The sequence below is a fragment of the Arcticibacter tournemirensis genome, from assembly GCF_006716645.1.
Classification (GTDB): domain Bacteria; phylum Bacteroidota; class Bacteroidia; order Sphingobacteriales; family Sphingobacteriaceae; genus Arcticibacter; species Arcticibacter tournemirensis.
In genome coordinates this window covers 4,052,658-4,069,661 of record NZ_VFPL01000001.1, presented here as the reverse complement: position 1 = coordinate 4,069,661, position 17,004 = coordinate 4,052,658, and the positions used below count along the sequence as shown (strand labels likewise).

Sequence of the window (17,004 nt, the reverse complement as noted above, 5' to 3'; positions counted from 1 at the left end):
ATACCTATTTTACGGCATGGATACAGTTATTGTTGCTAAATTGGTCTTCTTGGGATTAAGGGAAACGGTAATGAGGGAATCTAGCCATTCCAAAATATATCTTCTGCACATGTTTCATAGATTGAATAAGGTGAACATTTTCCATATTCAAAGGTGCCTATTTGCCATTGCAAGAAGAATAGGGCATTTACCGCATTTTCGTACGTAAAAGATAGTATATTAATGACTTGTACAGTAATCCCGGAGAGTTTTGTTAGGAATTCAGCTTATTTATAAGCTCTACCTTGTTGGTGACGTTAACCTTTTCAAAGATGTTCTGAATATGCTTGGACACCGTCTTTTCGGAGATAAACAAAGTTTTAGCTATCGTTTTATACTGAGTTCCTTTTAAGATAAGTTTAACAATTTCAATCTCTCTGTTGGTCAGTTGGTAAAGCTTGCATTTTTGGTCTAATGAGGGCGCCAGCCCGGTACTTGAAGCCGTGTTAATTTCCTGGCCGCTTAGAACTTTCAGGTTTGAAATAGAAGCGTCTAAAATCGCTTTCTTTTGCTTCAAAATGGTGTTCAATACCGTCTCAATCTTCTGATACAGCACCTCAAACGAAAATGGTTTTTGGATGAAATCAATAGCGCCCAAACGCAAACCTTTGAGTTTGTCTGTTGGCGTGGATCTGGCAGACAGGAATATAATTGGGATATGACCATAATTTGCCTGTTCGGAAATAATCTTAACAAATTCAAAGCCATCCATTTTATCCATCATGATATCAGATAAAATTAAATCAGGGACGGTTGGCAGTGTCTCTAATTTTTTCAGGGCTTCCGATCCATTTAAGGAGCAAAAAATATTGTATTTAAGGCTTAGCTTTTTATATAAAAAGTGAAGCATGGCCTTATTGTCTTCGATGAGTAATATAGATTGTCTATCCGGAACATAAGGCGTATCGTTTATGTCGAAGTTTTCAATGCTATAAATTAGCGTTTTCGTTTTCGACGTGTCTTTAGCTTTTGCCTCTCCTTCTTTTAAATTATATCGGTCGAGCGTTATGGTAATTGTTGTTCCAGGTTTTTTCGCAGGATTACTTTCTACCTGAATACGTCCACCTAAACTATCTGTTACTTTTTTAACTATAGGCAAACCAAGTCCCATGCCCTGCAAGGCTGATTTCTTGTGACCTATTTGATAATACGGCTTAAAGATTTTATGCTGAAGATGAGGCAAGATTCCAATTCCGCTATCCTTTACTGAAAACAAAAGTTTATCACTATTAGACTTCAATGTAACCTCCACCAATCCACCCGTATTTGAAAATTTAATTGCGTTCTCAATCAGATTGTTCACTATTCTGTAAATCGCATGGGAATTCGCTTTCAATAAAACATTCTCTTCAATGTTTTTGATGCATTTCAGGTTTTGTTTCTGACAGTAGTATTCAAACAAGGTAAAGCTGTTCTTCAAAATCTCACTAAAATCAGTTATTTGATTGTGATCATAAACGCTAAACCCTTTTGTGAATCTTTCAAGATCGAATAAATTAGTGATGTCATTTGTCATTTTGTCGATGCCTCCCTTTATAATATCCAATTCAGCAACCGAGCCATACTTATTAATGTATTCTTCCAGGTAATTATTTACAAGGGTTAGGGGTGTCTTGGTTTCATGAACAAGGTTGATAAAATTATTCGTTCTTTGCTCGTTCAATTTTTCGAGTTCTTGTGTTCTTTTGTCTACCTCTTCCTGCAAATTTGTGTTCCAGTTTAAAAGGAGCAGCTCAGATTCTATTAGCCTTTGATGCTCCAACCTTGTGTGCTGAATATGACGGCTCACCTGAAGCCCGAATAAAAGCAAAAAACCGGTGTTTGTGATGGAAGCCTCTATAACCTGACTCTGATTGAAGTAGGCGATAAAGGGTAAACCGATCCATGGTGTTAAACTAAAAAACAAAATGCCTATTTCGGTTTTCGATTCCTTACTGCTGAAATTGTTGTTATACTTATGCTGGACCGCTTTTATTAGTGTGTAGATTACCCATAACGCATACAATACGGGCAGTATAAGTAATTGCTGCGCTGTCGCCAAATCTCCTGATTCTGCAAAGACCATCACAAAAATGAGATAAGGAACGACTAAAAAAATATAAACTCCTTTGTACGCATGAAACCTCATTTTCTCCAGCCCGAATGTTTGGTAAACATAATAGGGGAAGTAACAGGGTGTAATAAATCCTGTTGCATAAGCAATAATCTCCTGTAGAAAAAATGATCCGGGTAAATCAGGGTCAGGAAGTAAACCGCCTGTAACATTGTAAACTATAAGCAAAGAAATAAGAACCATGTTCAGAGTAGCAGTCTTATCATCTGGCCGGGCTAATTTATAGGTAGCCAGATAAAAAAGTATAACCGTTTCTAAACACACGAAAATAGATGTGACAATATGCATTTCCGTTCCGAAAACCAGCATATACACTATTGTTTAGCAAGCTCTCTCTTAAGAAAAAATAGTTTGTAGCTTAAATCTGCTTCGTGGTATATGTTAAAACCATACTTCTGGTACCAGGGAAGATTTTTCAGTGTAGAGGTTTCCAGATAAATCGGCCTTCTTTTTAGCTTGCTGTCTTCTATTAATTCATCGAGGAATACACTTCCGATTCCTGTATTTTGATATACTGGGTCAACACCTATAAACCATAAATAATACATGATCTCTTTCGGCTGGATTTTCTTAATCATAGATTCCCTATTGAGCGTTTTTTTTATGTTCTCTATACCGACGCAGGAAAGAATCAGTTTTAGATCCAGCAGGATAGATTTAACTGTCGTTTTCTTTTTATCTGGATAAAGTACCAGCGCACATGCTTTTTTATCATCAGATAAAAACACATCCCCAAATGCATAACAGACTTCAAAGGAATAATCCATCAGCGCACTAACCCTCTTTATCCTTTTTTCATCTTGTTTTACGATGTAATTAACGCTTCGATTGGTTTCAAACGACTTCGTTAGTATATCTACTATCAAAGCTTTGTCGGTGTATTCTGCCTTTTTCATAAATTTCATGTATTTGATTAATAAATGGTTATGATTAAAAATTCATCCTTTGTATGCGTACTGCATTTAAAATTGCAAGCAAAGCAACCCCAACGTCTGCTATTACCGCCTCCCATAAAGTTGCTATACCACCGGCACCCAGACTTAGTACAATGACCTTTACTACCATCGCAAGAATAATATTCTGCCAAACAATGCTTCTGGTAATCTTTCCTATTTTAATAGCCGAAACAAGCTTTGAGGGCTGATCATTTTGAATTACAACATCCGCAGTTTCTATGGTTGCATCACTTCCCAGGCCACCCATTGCAATTCCCGCATCAGCCAGTGCTACTACAGGGGCATCGTTTACACCATCGCCAACAAATGCTATGTGAAAGCCTTGATTTTTAAGCTCTTGCACTTTTTCAACTTTTGCTTCAGGTAACAAATCTCCGTATGCGGCATCAATTCCTACATGTTTTGCAACTTCATCTACAACAGCCTGTTTATCACCTGACAGCATTACTGTTTTAATATTCAGGTCATGAATATCTTTTATGGCCTGTGCCGCATCTTCTTTAATTTCATCAGCAATCGTAATGTACCCTACGTACTTATTATTAACTGATACTACTACAATGGTATAAGCGATTTTTTCAACTTCAACAGGATAAGCTATTTGAAATTTTTTCATCAACTTTAAATTTCCTGCGAGCACTTCTTTTCCTTCAACGGTACCTTTTAAACCATGTCCGGCTATTTCTTCAACACCGGTTGCTGTAGTATTGCCGATAGTATTACCAGCATATTTTACAATAGCTTCACCTACGGGATGGGTAGAATTTTTCTCTAATGCTGCCGCCAGCCGTACTAATTCCTTTTCATCAAAATCTTGGACTACTATTTCCTGAACTTTAAAAACTCCTTTAGTTAAGGTACCCGTTTTATCCATCACAATGGCTGTTACCTTTGTCATCACATCCAAAAAGTTGCCTCCTTTAAATAAAATACCATTTTTGGAAGCTAAGCCGATTCCACCAAAGTATCCTAAAGGGATAGAAACTACCAATGCGCAAGGACAGCTAATCACAAGAAAAACTAACCCACGATATAACCATTCATTAAACACATAACTATCGACAAAAAAGTATGGAACTACGACTAAAGCTAATGCCAGAAAGAATACAATTGGGGTGTATACTTTTGCAAATCGGGAAATGAATAGTTGTGTCTGGGATTTTCGAGCGGTAGCATCCTGCACCATTTCCAGAATTTTACTAAGCTTACTGTCTTTAAATAAGGCGGTTACTTTTACCTCTGCTACAGTATTTAAGTTAATCATTCCGGCAAAAATCTGCTCACCTTTATATTTGGTATCTGGCTTGCTTTCGCCAGTGAGGGCGGCCGTATTAAATGACGAACTTTCTGAAAGTAATTCGCCATCCAAGGCAACTTTTTCACCCGGCTTTATTTGGATATTTTCTCCTAACTGGATTTCAGATGGGTCTAATACCTCAGTTGTGCCATTTCGAATAACTGTTACTTCATCCGGGCGTATATCCAGTAAGGCTTTGATACTGGCTTTAGCCTTATTTACAGCGGAATCCTGAAACCATTCACCAATAGAGTAGAATACCATTACAGCAACGCCTTCCGTATATTCTCCAATGTAAAACGCTCCCAAGGTGGCTACACTCATCAAAACGAATTCATTAAATATGTCTCCCCGTTTGGCTTTGCGGAAAGCCATTCCTAAAACACTCCACCCAGCCAGTAAGTAGGCAATTGCATTTATAATAAATGAAAGTGGATTTTTAAATTTAACATCAAAAGCATATTCCAAAACCAGCAAAACGGCAAGGATAAGCAGGGATACTAATAAGTTCCAATGTTGTAACCAGGCTGGTTTATCTGATGTCTCCTTAGATCCATGATCGTGTCCATCATCTTCCTTATTGCCTTCATCGTGGCCATTTTTGTGTGAATGCAAATCTTTTTCTGCCAATTTATTTTTACCAGTTGTTGGGCCGGACTTTACTTTTTGGCCATCCTCATTATTGCAACATTCTTTGCTCATAACTTTAATTTTAGTGTATAAAAAAACTAATGATCCCGGTTATTACTAAAGTAATTCCGGTTATAATTCCTGTATTGTGTTCTAATTTGTGCCAGTTTATTTTTAGTAATCCCTTATATGCATATCTTACCAATAATGCCATACCTGTGATCGTTATTAAAAAATACATCAAAGCAATAAACCAGACCAACCAACCTTCGTGTGTCCCGGCTAATAAGAAATATCCTTCAATCTCCATGCAAGGTGAAAAAAACATCGCCACACCTAAAACCATTATTATCTGGATTTTAGACCGCTTTCTTTTAAGGTTTTCATTAATATGAAAATGCTTGTGCCTGTGATGGCGATAAATAAAAACCAACCCAAGCAGGATTAAAATGGACGGTGCAATCAGATGGGTAAATTCATTAATATGATTTTCCATCTCTGCGCCTAAATAGCTTAAGACTAATCCCAATAGTACAGTACTCAATGCATGAGCGGATGCCGATATCAACGTAACTTGTGTTACCTCTTTTGTTGACCATCCTTCCTTTTTACCAATAGCTAATATGGGCAGCCAGTGATTGGGAATTACTGCATGTAATACACTCAGTAAAAAACTTCCTATAAGTATCTGTGTCAATTTTCAAAGACGTTAAGTTTATCAAATGGCAGTATTAGCCTTCCATATTAATGAACCATTCCTCTGCCTGTTTAATACCTTCTTTAAGTGCTTCACCCTGATCGGTAAATTTTCCATTCTTTAAAAGTTTATTAGCTATTTCTATAGCCTTCTCTTTAACTGATGGTTTCAACTCCTTTAAATCCGGTTCAAAATCTTCAAATCTCCAATTCATTATGTTTTTAATTTATGTGTGAATATTAATTTTATCATTTGCTTATATGTGCATTTGAGATTCATTATTTCCTGTTTTTTCTAACTGTAATGTAGTATGGGTGATCTTAAAATTATCTGTTATGTATCTATTCATATCCTGTAAAGATTCGTTGTAATTAGCATTTGCTGAAATGATAATATGAGCACTCATGGCATTTACTCCCGATGTAAGCGACCAGACATGTAAGTCATGTAATTCTTCAACATTATTTAATTGCAAAATTCCAGCTCGCAGATCCGCGATGTTTACGTCTTTAGGAGTTCCCTCCAATAGTATTGAAACAGAATCCTTAAGTAAAATCCAGGTTCTTGGGAGAATAAACAGGCCTATACCAGCAGATAAGAGAGGATCGGCATAATACCATTCTGTAGTTAGCATAATCACACCTGCTACAATTACTCCTATTGATGTCAACATATCAGATAGAACTTCAAAATAAGCCCCCTTCATATTCAAACTTTCTTTAGAAGATTTTCTAAGGATAAGCATGCCTGCTATGTTGATTACTAATCCTATTGCAGCCACAATTAACATCGCCTTGCTTTGTACTTCTGGAGGATTTAAAAATCTTTGATAAGCCTCATAAAGAATATAGATGGATATTCCTATCAGCACAATGGCATTGGTTAACGAAGCCAAAATTTCTGCTCTGTAATACCCATAGGTTTTTTCGGGAGATGCAGGCTTGGAAGCTATATTAATGGCAAAAAGGGCGAGAGCAAGCCCCCCAACATCGGTAAACATGTGGCCTGCATCAGCAAGCAAAGCAAGACTTTTGGTAAGAATGCCGCCAATAATTTCAGCAATAAGGTAAGTAAGTGTTAAACCTAACACCAGCTTAAGCCTTCCTTTGTTTTTATAAGATGTAGATGCGATTTCCATTTTCAATATTTTTATTCTATTGCTTTTTTTATCCATTCAAATGCTTTTTCCCTATCCTTTAATTCAAAAAACTCTATTTCTGCATTCGTGAATGGCTTCATTAAATCAGCCATCCATTCCTGCCATTTCTTATCACCAACCATTGCTATCTTTTCAAAATCATTAGCATGTTGAACGTCAAATTTTACATCCTGCCAAAACGCTTTTAACTCCCATCCCTGAAAGTTCTCCATTTCAAAATACCAGCGGATTTTCTCATAAGTTTGCAGCCTGTTTATTAATACAGGAAGCAGAACAGCATAATCTGATTTTGTAAGTTTCTCAATTGCTTTTGTGGCAATTACGTTGCCTTCTGTTTGCCCTAAGATCTGTAGCATAATATCTTTTATTGATTTTACTCATAAATAAAAAGTATGCGCTGCATCAAGTAGCGCATACTTTCTTTTGTTAGCTTAATTGAACATTACCATGATGTGCATGGCAGGCTTCTGCACACTCGTTACAAGCCTGAGCGCATTTTTTACAATGCTCATGGTCATGTTTAGCACATTCCTCGGCACACAGCCTGCAAGCTTTTTCACAGATTAACAGATACTCATGCGCAAGTGGAGAATTTCTCTGTAATAATCTGGCTGCCTGCATACAAATGTCAGCACAGTCAATGTCCATCGGGATACATTTTTCCATCATCCCTGTTTGTCCTTCGGCGAAGCCCTGGGCAGCGCAGTTTTCGCAAGCTAAAGCACAGTTTAGCAAGGTTTGAACGAGTTGTTCATGATTTTGATTTTCCATAATTTTAATAGATTTATTTATATGTAGATTTATTTCTACCAAGGTTGATAATCATTCTTCCTCACTATTTTTCATTTTAGATAATAAGTCATATGCCCCCTTAGTTACTATCTTGGCATTATTCTTATCAAAATCTGCTGGTAACTCTACTTGTACATAACCTCCATCAGTCGGACCAGTTGTAATTTCTACCATCAAAAAATGATAGGTATTCTCTGTAGTTTTTGCAGTTTTTTCCTGCTCTTTTTCGGCAATATTTTTTCCTGTTTCAAGAAAAATATATTTTTTACCTTCAAAGTCTACCACGGCAGTTTCTGGCAGGGCATCAACCTCACTGCCTCCTGTTTCAATAGAAGCTTGCAAATAGGCTCCCGGCGTTAAATTTTTACTTTTAAAATCTGCAACACAATGTACTGTAACTGTTCTGTCAGCATTTATTTCCCTACCTACCAGCGTAACCGTGGCTGTACGTTCTTCAGATTCATTGGGCAATGAAAAACGAACCTTCTGTCCTTTAGCTACTTTATTTACATCCTTTTGAAAGACCTTTAGCTCTACATGCAGATTTGCACTGTTTACTATTTCGAACATGACGTCGTTTGCACTAACAAACTTTCCGGAATTGACATTTACTTTGGTTACATAACCATTTATCGGAGCATAAATATTAATGGTACTCCTGATATTATCCGGGGTAAGTGAATTAGCATTAATATTAATCAACTGCAATCTTTGCTTTAAAGCACTCGCCCGTGAACGCATAGTTTGGTATTGTGATTTTGCCTGTTGCAGAACTTTTTGCGAATTCACATTTTGTTTGGCAAGCTCCTGTTGCCGGTTGTACTCAGATTCTGAAAGCTCCAACTGGCTTTTATTTTCAAGGTAATCCTGCTGCATCTGAACATATTCCTGATTTTGGAGAACGGCAATTACCTGACCCTTTTTTACAACGCTTCCCTGCAACAGTGGGGTAGATTTAACAATACCGCCCATTTGCGTAGTGATACTGATTAAGTTCTCTGGCGGTACATCTACAAAACCATTTACCTTTAATGTACCGCTAATTGATCTTTTTTCAATTTTACCCAAAGTAATACCTGATGTTTTGTATTGTGCAGGGGTAAGTTCTACCGTATTTGCATCCTCTTTAGCCGGTACTTCGGTTTCTGTATTTTCAGCATCTTTATTATTCCCACACGACACAAGAAAAAATGCCGCCATGGAAGTGATGTAAAAAAATCGTTTAAACTGAATGAGTTTTTTCATGTTTTTGTATTAATTATTTTAATCCAACAAGATATTGAAGGGTATATAGTGATTGATTGTATTGATTAATTGCCTGCAAGTAGTTAAAGCGGATATCTGAATAAGTTCTTAATGCCTGCGAAAATTCCAGATAGCTGATTTCCCCGCTTTGAAATGCAATTTGAGATTGTTTTAAAATGAGGTTTACGTTTGGTAAAGCACTCTTTTCATAATAATCAATGCTCTTTGAATTTTTCAGCAAATCCTGATAAGCCTGTTTGTACTGAGCCTGTAGATTAGTCTCAAATAAATCAAACTGAGTTTCTGCAATCTGCATTTGAACTTTGGCGGCTTTTATACGAGAAGAATAAGGTTTATAGAAAAGAGGAATAGTTATACCGGCCTGTATGCCTTGAAATCTTTTGCCGCCATCAAAATACTGTTCCTGCCCATTAACTGTTTGGTTGCCAATAATAGATTGATTAAAATAACCAATATTAAAGTCAGGGCCTGCTTTTGCCCGCTCAACCCCAATAGCTTTGTCTGCTATCTCTATTTGTTGTTTCTGAAATGCCAATAATGGGTTAGTATTGATACTATCAAGATTAGCGATGTTCCATTTCTCTTTCTGTAACTCTTGTTGTGCAATTTCTAACGTTTCTTGTGTATTCAACAATCGCTGCAACTCCGAAGTGTAAATAGCTATGTCTGCATTATTCTTTTCCAGTTGGTTGCGGACTTCATTTAGCTGAGTTTCGGCAGTAGTTTTTTCCAGTAAATTAGTTTCTCCGGTTTGATAGCGCAGAGATGATGCTTTTAAAAAATTGCTGAAGATAGAATCCTGGCTTTGATACAGCTTTTGCAACGATTTATAATAAGCTAACTGCGTATATGTACTTTTTACCTGATAAGTCAATTCATTTTGATTGACTGAAAGGTTTAACTGACTGCTTTTAATTTGTGCATCAAAAAGTTGACGTTGATTTCTAAAAAGCCCTGGAAATGGAATACTCTGGCTGACGGAAAAATTATTATCTCTCTTTATGGTATTTATCTGTCCGTATTGAAAATCAAAGCTGGTTTTCCCAAGATCCGTAGCAGTATTTCTCAATGCCTGCTGCTGATTAATCTGCAAACCGGACGTCTTAATGATCTGGTTGTTCGATAAAGCCCTATCTACGGCCTGTTGCATACTTAATTTTTGAACCTGCTGAGCTTTTGTATTAAAAGGCATGAAAAACAAACCAATTATAATAGCCATAGCCGTAGGCACAACCTTTGACTTTTTACTTTTGAATTTTTCAAAATAGGTATATAGGACAGGCAGAACCAGTAAGGTTAATATGGTAGAAGTGATCAAACCACCAATAACTACGGTAGCTAAAGGTTTTTGAACCTCTGCACCTGCAGCAGTAGAAAGAGCCATTGGTAAAAAACCAAAAGAGGCCACTGTGGCGGTCATTAAAACAGGTCTTAATCTTAATGCGGTACCTTTTAAAACTATTTCTTTCAGATCATGAATTCCGCTTAGTTTTAACCTGTTAAATTCTGTGATCAAAACTATCCCGTTTAATACAGCCACACCAAATAAGGCGATAAAACCTACACCGGCTGAAATGCTAAATGGCATGTCTCTAATTAATAATGCAAATACACCTCCGATTGCTGCCATTGGTATGGCAGAAAAAATAAGGATGGATTGTTTGACAGATCCAAATGAGAAATAAAGTAGGAGTAAAATCAAAAGTAAAGCAACTGGCACTGCCACAGAAAGCCGTTCGGTGGCTGCTTTAAGATTTTCAAACTGTCCACCATAGGTAATATAATAACCTGCGGGAAGCTTCACCTGCTGGTTTATTTTCTGCTGGATTTCTTCAACAACGCTTGCAATATCACGTCCGCGTACATTTAATCCAACAATGATCCTTCTTTTTGTATCTTCCCGTTGTATTTGATTAGGGCCGACTTGAAATTCTATAGAAGCTAATTGGGCCAGCGGAACTTTATTTCCGTTTGGCGCGGAGACATAAATATTTTTTACATCGTCTATTCCCTGCCTGTTTTCTTCAGACAGCCTTACCACCATATCGTAACGCCTTTCGCCTTCATATACCAAACCGGCAGATTGACCGGCAAATGAAGCATTAATAGCTTGATTGACGGTTTCGACATCTAACCCATACCTGGCAATCTGATCCCGGTTAATCTTAACTACAATTTGCGGAAGGCCGGTAGCCTGTTCCAGGTACAAATCCTTTGCCCCATCAACTGTATTTACGATTTTCCCAATTTTTTGTGATAAATCTGTAAGTTCTTGAAGGTCATCACCAAATATTTTTATTCCAATATCCTGTCGAACCCCCGAAATCAGTTCATTCGAGCGAAGTTGTATAGGCTGAGAAAAACCAAAAGTTACTCCCGTTACATTTTCCAGTTCAGCTGCCATTTTTTCTGCTAGTTCTTCCCTTGATTTTGCACTTACCCATTCATCTTTATCTTTAAGAATAATGGTGAGATCGGTTGCTTCCATAGGCATTGGATCTGTAGGAATTTCTGCTGCTCCTATTTTGCCAATTACTTCTTTTACCTCCGGAAATTTTTTCATCAGGATACCAGATGCCTGATTTATTTTATCTATTGACTGGCTTAATGAACTTCCTGTCAATAACCGAGTTTCAACAGCGAAATCCCCTTCTTCCAGCGTCGGGATAAATTCTCCCCCCATTCTCATAAATAAAACAATACTTACAATTAAAATTATAACAGATGATCCTACAACTAAGAGGCGATTACGAAGTGCGCCATTAATCATTGGGCTATAGTATCGCTGAAAAAAATCCATCATCCGATCAGAAAAGTTCTTTTTGTGAGAAATCTTTTTACTGAGCAACAGCGAAGACATCATGGGTACATAAGTTAATGATAGTAAGAATGCGCCCAATATGGCAAAGGATACTGTTTGTGCCATCGGGCCAAACATTTTACCTTCAATGCCTACTAAAGCTAAAATCGGCAGGTACACGATTAAAATAATTATCTGTCCGAAAGCCGCTGCACTCATCATTCTTGTTGCAGACTTTTCCACCTGTTGATCCATCTGTGCCTGTGTGAGTGGTAGGCCGGCTCTATTTGTACCCAAGAGATGCATAGTGGCTTCCACAATTATGACTGCGCCATCGACTATTAAACCAAAATCAATTGCGCCCAAACTCATTAGGTTGCCGGATACTCCAAATACTTTCATCAGTGCAATAGCAAATAGCATTGCCAATGGAATGACCGAAGCAACAACAATCCCGGCTCTGAAATTACCCAGGAAAAGCACCAGCACAAAAATTACGATAAGAGCTCCCTCTATGAGGTTTTTCGCAACAGTCCCCATTGCTCTATCTACCAGCTCACTACGATCAAGAAATGGTTCTACAACCACACCTTCAGGCAGTGTTTTATTGATACGCTCAATTTTATCTTTTACCTGTCCAACTACATTATTAGCATTGGCTCCTTTCAACATCATCACAATGCCACCTACAGCTTCTCCTTCTCCGTTACGAACTAGTGCGCCATAACGAATTGAATTTCCTATATGGACATTGGCAATATCTCTTACTAAAATGGGAAGTCCGTCAGGTGTGTTTTTTACTACAATTTTATTGATATCTTCTAATGAGCCTACCAAGCCCTCGCTTCGAATGAAATAAGCGTTGGGCTTTTTATCGATGTAAGCACCACCTGTATTTTGGTTATTTCTTTCTAATGAATTAAATACATCACTGATGCTCAGGTCATAACTGTTTAATTTATCCGGGTCTATGGCAATCTCATATTGTTTAAGTAAGCCGCCAAAGCTGTTTACTTCGGCAATTCCGGGAGTTCCCAAAAGTTGCCTTCGAACGATCCAATCCTGTATGCTGCGTAATTCCATCGCATCATACTTTTTCTCATAGCCAGGCTTTGCATGGATAACGTATTGATAGATCTCACCTAAGCCTGTAGAAATAGGAGAAATTTCGGGGTTTCCAATACCGGGAGGAATATTATTTTTGGCTTCGGACAGCTTTTCATTGACCTGTTGCCTTGCCCAGTATATATCAACATTATCATGAAAAACAATGGTGACTACTGAAAGGCCAAATCTGGAAATAGAGCGTACTTGCTCTATTTCGGGAATGGTGGACATCGTCTGTTCTACCGGGAATGTGATTAAACGCTCTACTTCCTGTGTCGCTAAAGAAGGGCTTAAAGTAATAACCTGTACCTGGTTATTTGTAATATCGGGTACAGCATCAATTGGCAATTGCTTAAGCGAATACAAGCCCCACGCGATGAGCGCCAGGGTGAATAAGCCAATTACCAATTTATTATGAATAGAAAAATGAATGATTTTATTAAGCATTTCTTATTTACTTATAGTGAAATGAATAGTAATGCCATAGACGCATAAAGACTGCAGCTCCCAGAATTGCAGCCAGCAGATAATAGATTATCAACCGGACAATTTGGACAGTAGAAATTTTTCTTTTCTTTTTTCTGCTTTTTTTAATCTGTGTAGGCATTTGTATTGGGTAAAGCAATACATGTACTTGAACTATGAGCTGCGTTTCGCAGTCATAGATTTAAATAAAGAAAGAAGTACTTAACCTAATTGAGGAGGTTGCCAGATAGGAAGGCTAACATCGATAAAATCGCCGGGTATATGTGGCCTATATGTATTTGAATAGTCCGGCACATGAACTTTTATTGCGATTTGAGCTTGCGTTACAGATGGGATAGCGCAGCAGGCGCAAGAGCAAAAAGGGGTACACTCATCAATATCCTTATGTGTATCATTGTCGGCAGATTTTTGTACAGAGTCATATCGGCTACTTTTGTTCATGGCAAAAGCATCGGAGCAAGGCAAAAAATGCATTGCTAAAATAACGATAGTCAATATGGAAGCTGTAAACTTCATGAATCTTGCAAAGATAGTAATTTTGGTTTGATTATAAATACAAGTTAAAAATGTGTTTTGCCGGTTCCACATGGATCATTACATCTATAAACTGGGGAAGGCTTTTTTGCACATGGTTCTTCACTTTATGGGCTATATCATGTCCCTGTTCTACCGTCAGATTTTTGTCTACCCATATATGAAGGTCTGCATGGTTCATAACACCCATTTTTCGGGTATGACATTTTTCAACGAGGATTACGTCTTGAATTTCAGCAGCCAGTTGTTTGACTTTTTGATTTAGTTCAGGTTCAAGGTCTTCATCAAGCAATTCACCGATAGCGGGCCTGCAAATTTTATAAGCATTGATCACAATAATTAAAGAGGCAAATAACGCCGCCCAATCATCCGCTACTTCGTAGCCCTTACCGCCAATTAAACCAATGGTAATTCCTATAAAGGCTGCGGCAGAAGTTATGGCATCACTCCGATGATGAAATGCATCTGCTTTTACTGCTCCACTGTTGATTTCCAATCCTGTCTTTAAAACATATCTATATAACAGCTCTTTGGTTGCGATCACGACAACAAGAATGATCAGGGTATATGCTTCAGGAACTTTATGAGGAGTTATAATATTGTGAATACTTTCTTTAGCTATAATAAAGGCTGCAATAGTTAAAGCAAGGGCTATTCCAATCGCTGTTAGTGCCTCTGCTTTACCATGCCCATAAGGATGTTCCTTATCTGCCGGTTTAGCAGACCACTTTAGTCCCAGCCATAGCATACTGGATGTAAAAATATCCGCAGTGGATTCGATAGCATCGGCTATTAAAGCGTACGAATGTCCGAAGACACCGCCCAAAGCCTTAATGATTGCAAGGATGCCACTTACTATGATGCCTATTAAAGTAGTTCTTAAACCTCTATTTGGTATTATAATTTTGTTGTCTGAAATTTCCATAGATTATTTATAGTCACTGCAATCTGAAGCTGGCTGATGAACTCCCGCACCCTGCTCATAAACCAATGATGCTCCAAGATGGCCGGTATAACCGAGACAAATTGATCCGGCAATCATTAAAATAACTGTAACAAGCACAAGCAATTTATTTATTTTAATAGCTGCAATTTTTTGAAGAACATCTGTGATTGTTGCAGCAGAAAAAACAAAGCTGGTGACGTTTGCCCAATAGAGATGATTCTTTAGTACGAACGGATCACAAATTCTTCTAACTTCTACGCTGTAAGCCAACTTGCCTGTATAAAACGCAAGCCACAAAAGTAATGTGCCGCTCCATAAAAGTAATGACATCGTAAATCTCAGGCGAGTTTCAAAATTATGTCTATTACCAAGAATGAAGATTAAAATACCAAGAATGGTGCTTAATATCAAAAATGCTATTGGATAATGGACTGACAAAGGATGCCAGAGCTCCGTTCTCCAAATAGCTGAAACTTTATCCATGCTTATTGCATAATATTAACTGCCATTGGTTCTAATCTGTTTCCTTTCTTTTCTACAGTAACTTCCAGGTTTTGTCCCTCTTTTAAGGCATCAAAAGTAGCTGTTTGCCCATTTTGGGTGAGCTTGGTTTGTTCAGTGAAATAAAGCTCTAGCATCTTCCCGTCGCTTGTTTTAACATACACTTCTTTTTCATCAGGATCCACTTTATCTGCTGTTCCGTTATAGGTGCCAGATGGAACGACATCCGTATTTTCTACTTCGGCACTGCTGCTGCCACTATTATTACATGCCTGGAAAGCGACTAAAGAAAATGCTGCAAACGCTGCTGTTAAGATTAATTTTTTCATTGTTCTGATTTTTAATGACTGTTGTTTATAAAATAACAAATTCATAATAGGAATTGTTAGGCAGAAAATTTGGCACAAACAATGCCAGTTTTACAATCTTTCATCTATCGCTTCTACTACCACCCAAATCCATTTATAGTTTTAGTACTTCGTTAATATTTTTCACTCTGTTTTATTTTTCTAATTTGTGTGACACCTAACAATTGTAAAACTAAAATAGGAAAAATAAGCAAAGTTAATAGTGGCGGATAGGGCAACGTTCGCTTTTCAATAACCTGGTAAGTTATCGCATGAATGATCACCAGCAAATACAATACATAGTTCCATCTCTGCCAGTATTTCCATCGCGGAGCCTTTAGTTTTCTCAAGGATAGATCGTTTGAAAGCGCCAATAGAAGCACTAAAATCAGTGCGCCAGCTAATCCCATATAATTGGCGAAACCAAATAGGTCTGAACGGAGAGTGAATTCGTTAGTGGTCTTGTCTTCCTTAAAAAAGTAAAGCAACATATTGCCCATGTGCACCTGCCAACCAATGGCAACATGCGCCAAGCCAATAATTCCACTCCATATCCCTATATCCCTACGCAGATCAGTAGAAACCGGATTGCGCCGTTTACGCAGTAAATTGATTGGGCCAGTAATTAAGGTTAACCCTAAAAACAACAGAGACACATAGGCTGTACTCATGCTCCACTTAAAGGTAGTATCGGGAGATTGTACAAGGTAATAAAGGCTTCCCAGTAGGACTATGGTGACCAGCGCTAAAGTTACATGATGTACCAATCTTCCCTTAAAGCGGGATTGAACTTTTGATTTCATAATTACGATTTGGTTACTTTTCTAATTCTTTTAATTTTGCTTTCATCACTTTTATTTCTTCCCGCTGGCTTGATATAATTTGCTCCTGTAATTTATTTATTTCCGGGTCTTGTGATTTTGATTGCTCGCTCATTAGAATCGCTGCGGCATGGTGCGGGATCATTCCTTTCAAAAATTGCTTATCTGAAACAGCAGTTTGATACTGGATCAGTAAGAAAAATGCTATTAGTGCTACTGAGCTTAGAGAAATAATAACAGTATTCAATCTTTTATTCATGTACATTTTACCCATTAAAGCCAGTTCAATGATGATCATCGGCATGGTCATCAAAGAGGCCATATAAAACTGGTTAATATTCGGATACACATTTTCCAGGCTGTTTACCATTGCATACATTAGAATATACATGGAAATAAAAGACAGCACCAACATGACCAACAACTTTTTATATGGATTGCCCTCATGTCCCATTGCTTGGTGTGAAATTTTTTGATTATCGTTTTTCATGATTTATTTTTTTGTTTGCACTT

The 17,004-nt window shown here is 37.6% G+C and carries 16 protein-coding genes; all 16 read right to left on the bottom strand.

Going from position 1 to position 17,004, the window contains the following annotated elements:
* Positions 1-253 precede the first annotated feature (253 nt).
* Entirely contained in the window at positions 254-2,461 is a 2,208-nt protein-coding gene (locus tag BDE36_RS17050; RefSeq protein ID WP_141815820.1) for an ATP-binding protein, read from the bottom strand.
* 5 nt (positions 2,462-2,466) lie between these two features.
* Positions 2,467-3,048, bottom strand: coding sequence for a GNAT family N-acetyltransferase (locus tag BDE36_RS17045; protein ID WP_141815819.1), 582 nt, complete (start codon positions 3,046-3,048; stop codon positions 2,467-2,469).
* A 34-nt stretch (positions 3,049-3,082) separates the two neighbouring features.
* Complete coding sequence (locus BDE36_RS17040) at positions 3,083-5,107, bottom strand: heavy metal translocating P-type ATPase (protein WP_141815818.1); 2,025 nt, start codon at positions 5,105-5,107, stop codon at positions 3,083-3,085.
* 10 nt (positions 5,108-5,117) lie between these two features.
* Positions 5,118-5,732 carry a hypothetical protein gene (locus BDE36_RS17035; RefSeq protein ID WP_141815817.1) on the bottom strand — a complete coding sequence of 205 codons (615 nt, stop codon included), beginning with the start codon at positions 5,730-5,732 and terminating at the stop codon, positions 5,118-5,120.
* Between the two features lie 34 nt (positions 5,733-5,766).
* Positions 5,767-5,946 carry a DUF2188 domain-containing protein gene (locus tag BDE36_RS17030; RefSeq protein WP_141815816.1) on the bottom strand — a complete coding sequence of 60 codons (180 nt, stop codon included), beginning with the start codon at positions 5,944-5,946 and terminating at the stop codon, positions 5,767-5,769.
* 42 nt (positions 5,947-5,988) lie between these two features.
* Positions 5,989-6,906 carry a cation diffusion facilitator family transporter gene (locus tag BDE36_RS17025; protein WP_211360928.1) on the bottom strand — a complete coding sequence of 306 codons (918 nt, stop codon included), beginning with the start codon at positions 6,904-6,906 and terminating at the stop codon, positions 5,989-5,991.
* Positions 6,882-7,247: a SpoIIAA family protein gene (locus BDE36_RS17020; protein WP_141815815.1), complete on the bottom strand. Its 366-nt coding sequence runs from the start codon at positions 7,245-7,247 to the stop codon at positions 6,882-6,884. Before BDE36_RS17020 ends, BDE36_RS17025 begins: the two co-directional genes overlap by 25 nt.
* Positions 7,248-7,317: 70 nt before the next feature.
* Positions 7,318-7,662 (bottom strand): four-helix bundle copper-binding protein, encoded by a 345-nt coding sequence (locus tag BDE36_RS17015; protein WP_141815814.1) that lies wholly within the window; start codon positions 7,660-7,662, stop codon positions 7,318-7,320.
* Between the two features lie 51 nt (positions 7,663-7,713).
* Positions 7,714-8,928 (bottom strand): efflux RND transporter periplasmic adaptor subunit, encoded by a 1,215-nt coding sequence (locus BDE36_RS17010; RefSeq protein ID WP_141815813.1) that lies wholly within the window; start codon positions 8,926-8,928, stop codon positions 7,714-7,716.
* Positions 8,929-8,941: 13 nt separating this feature from the next.
* Positions 8,942-13,303: a CusA/CzcA family heavy metal efflux RND transporter gene (locus BDE36_RS17005; protein ID WP_141815812.1), complete on the bottom strand. Its 4,362-nt coding sequence runs from the start codon at positions 13,301-13,303 to the stop codon at positions 8,942-8,944.
* Positions 13,304-13,543: 240 nt separating this feature from the next.
* Positions 13,544-13,858, bottom strand: a complete 315-nt coding sequence (locus BDE36_RS24365; RefSeq protein WP_161987671.1) for a DUF6660 family protein — start codon at positions 13,856-13,858, stop codon at positions 13,544-13,546.
* A gap of 31 nt (positions 13,859-13,889) precedes the next feature.
* Entirely contained in the window at positions 13,890-14,801 is a 912-nt protein-coding gene (locus BDE36_RS17000; protein ID WP_141815811.1) for a cation diffusion facilitator family transporter, read from the bottom strand.
* A gap of 3 nt (positions 14,802-14,804) precedes the next feature.
* Entirely contained in the window at positions 14,805-15,305 is a 501-nt protein-coding gene (locus BDE36_RS16995) for a DUF2231 domain-containing protein (RefSeq protein ID WP_141815810.1), read from the bottom strand.
* Positions 15,306-15,307: 2 nt separating this feature from the next.
* A complete protein-coding gene (locus tag BDE36_RS16990) occupies positions 15,308-15,652 on the bottom strand; it encodes a hypothetical protein (RefSeq protein ID WP_141815809.1) in 345 nt (114 codons plus the stop codon).
* Positions 15,653-15,804: 152 nt separating this feature from the next.
* On the bottom strand, positions 15,805-16,473 hold the full coding sequence (locus BDE36_RS16985; RefSeq protein WP_141815808.1) for a ferric reductase-like transmembrane domain-containing protein: 669 nt from the start codon (positions 16,471-16,473) through the stop codon (positions 15,805-15,807).
* Positions 16,474-16,486: 13 nt separating this feature from the next.
* A complete protein-coding gene (locus BDE36_RS16980; protein ID WP_202618225.1) occupies positions 16,487-16,981 on the bottom strand; it encodes a DUF305 domain-containing protein in 495 nt (164 codons plus the stop codon).
* Positions 16,982-17,004: the final 23 nt, after the last annotated feature.

Bases quoted from the DNA above. Each gene is read 5' to 3' on its own strand.
- BDE36_RS17050 (WP_141815820.1), bottom strand. From the start codon at position 2,461: ATGCTGGTTTTCGGAACGGAAATGCATATTGTCACATCTATTTTCGTG.
- BDE36_RS17045 (WP_141815819.1), bottom strand. From the start codon at position 3,048: ATGAAAAAGGCAGAATACACCGACAAAGCTTTGATAGTAGATATACTA.
- BDE36_RS17040 (WP_141815818.1), bottom strand. From the start codon at position 5,107: ATGAGCAAAGAATGTTGCAATAATGAGGATGGCCAAAAAGTAAAGTCC.
- BDE36_RS17030 (WP_141815816.1), bottom strand. From the start codon at position 5,946: ATGAATTGGAGATTTGAAGATTTTGAACCGGATTTAAAGGAGTTGAAA.
- BDE36_RS17025 (WP_211360928.1), bottom strand. From the start codon at position 6,906: ATGGATAAAAAAAGCAATAGAATAAAAATATTGAAAATGGAAATCGCA.
- BDE36_RS17020 (WP_141815815.1), bottom strand. From the start codon at position 7,247: ATGCTACAGATCTTAGGGCAAACAGAAGGCAACGTAATTGCCACAAAA.
- BDE36_RS17015 (WP_141815814.1), bottom strand. From the start codon at position 7,662: ATGGAAAATCAAAATCATGAACAACTCGTTCAAACCTTGCTAAACTGT.
- BDE36_RS17010 (WP_141815813.1), bottom strand. From the start codon at position 8,928: ATGAAAAAACTCATTCAGTTTAAACGATTTTTTTACATCACTTCCATG.
- BDE36_RS17005 (WP_141815812.1), bottom strand. From the start codon at position 13,303: ATGCTTAATAAAATCATTCATTTTTCTATTCATAATAAATTGGTAATT.
- BDE36_RS24365 (WP_161987671.1), bottom strand. From the start codon at position 13,858: ATGAAGTTTACAGCTTCCATATTGACTATCGTTATTTTAGCAATGCAT.
- BDE36_RS17000 (WP_141815811.1), bottom strand. From the start codon at position 14,801: ATGGAAATTTCAGACAACAAAATTATAATACCAAATAGAGGTTTAAGA.
- BDE36_RS16995 (WP_141815810.1), bottom strand. From the start codon at position 15,305: ATGGATAAAGTTTCAGCTATTTGGAGAACGGAGCTCTGGCATCCTTTG.
- BDE36_RS16990 (WP_141815809.1), bottom strand. From the start codon at position 15,652: ATGAAAAAATTAATCTTAACAGCAGCGTTTGCAGCATTTTCTTTAGTC.
- BDE36_RS16985 (WP_141815808.1), bottom strand. From the start codon at position 16,473: ATGAAATCAAAAGTTCAATCCCGCTTTAAGGGAAGATTGGTACATCAT.
- BDE36_RS16980 (WP_202618225.1), bottom strand. From the start codon at position 16,981: ATGAAAAACGATAATCAAAAAATTTCACACCAAGCAATGGGACATGAG.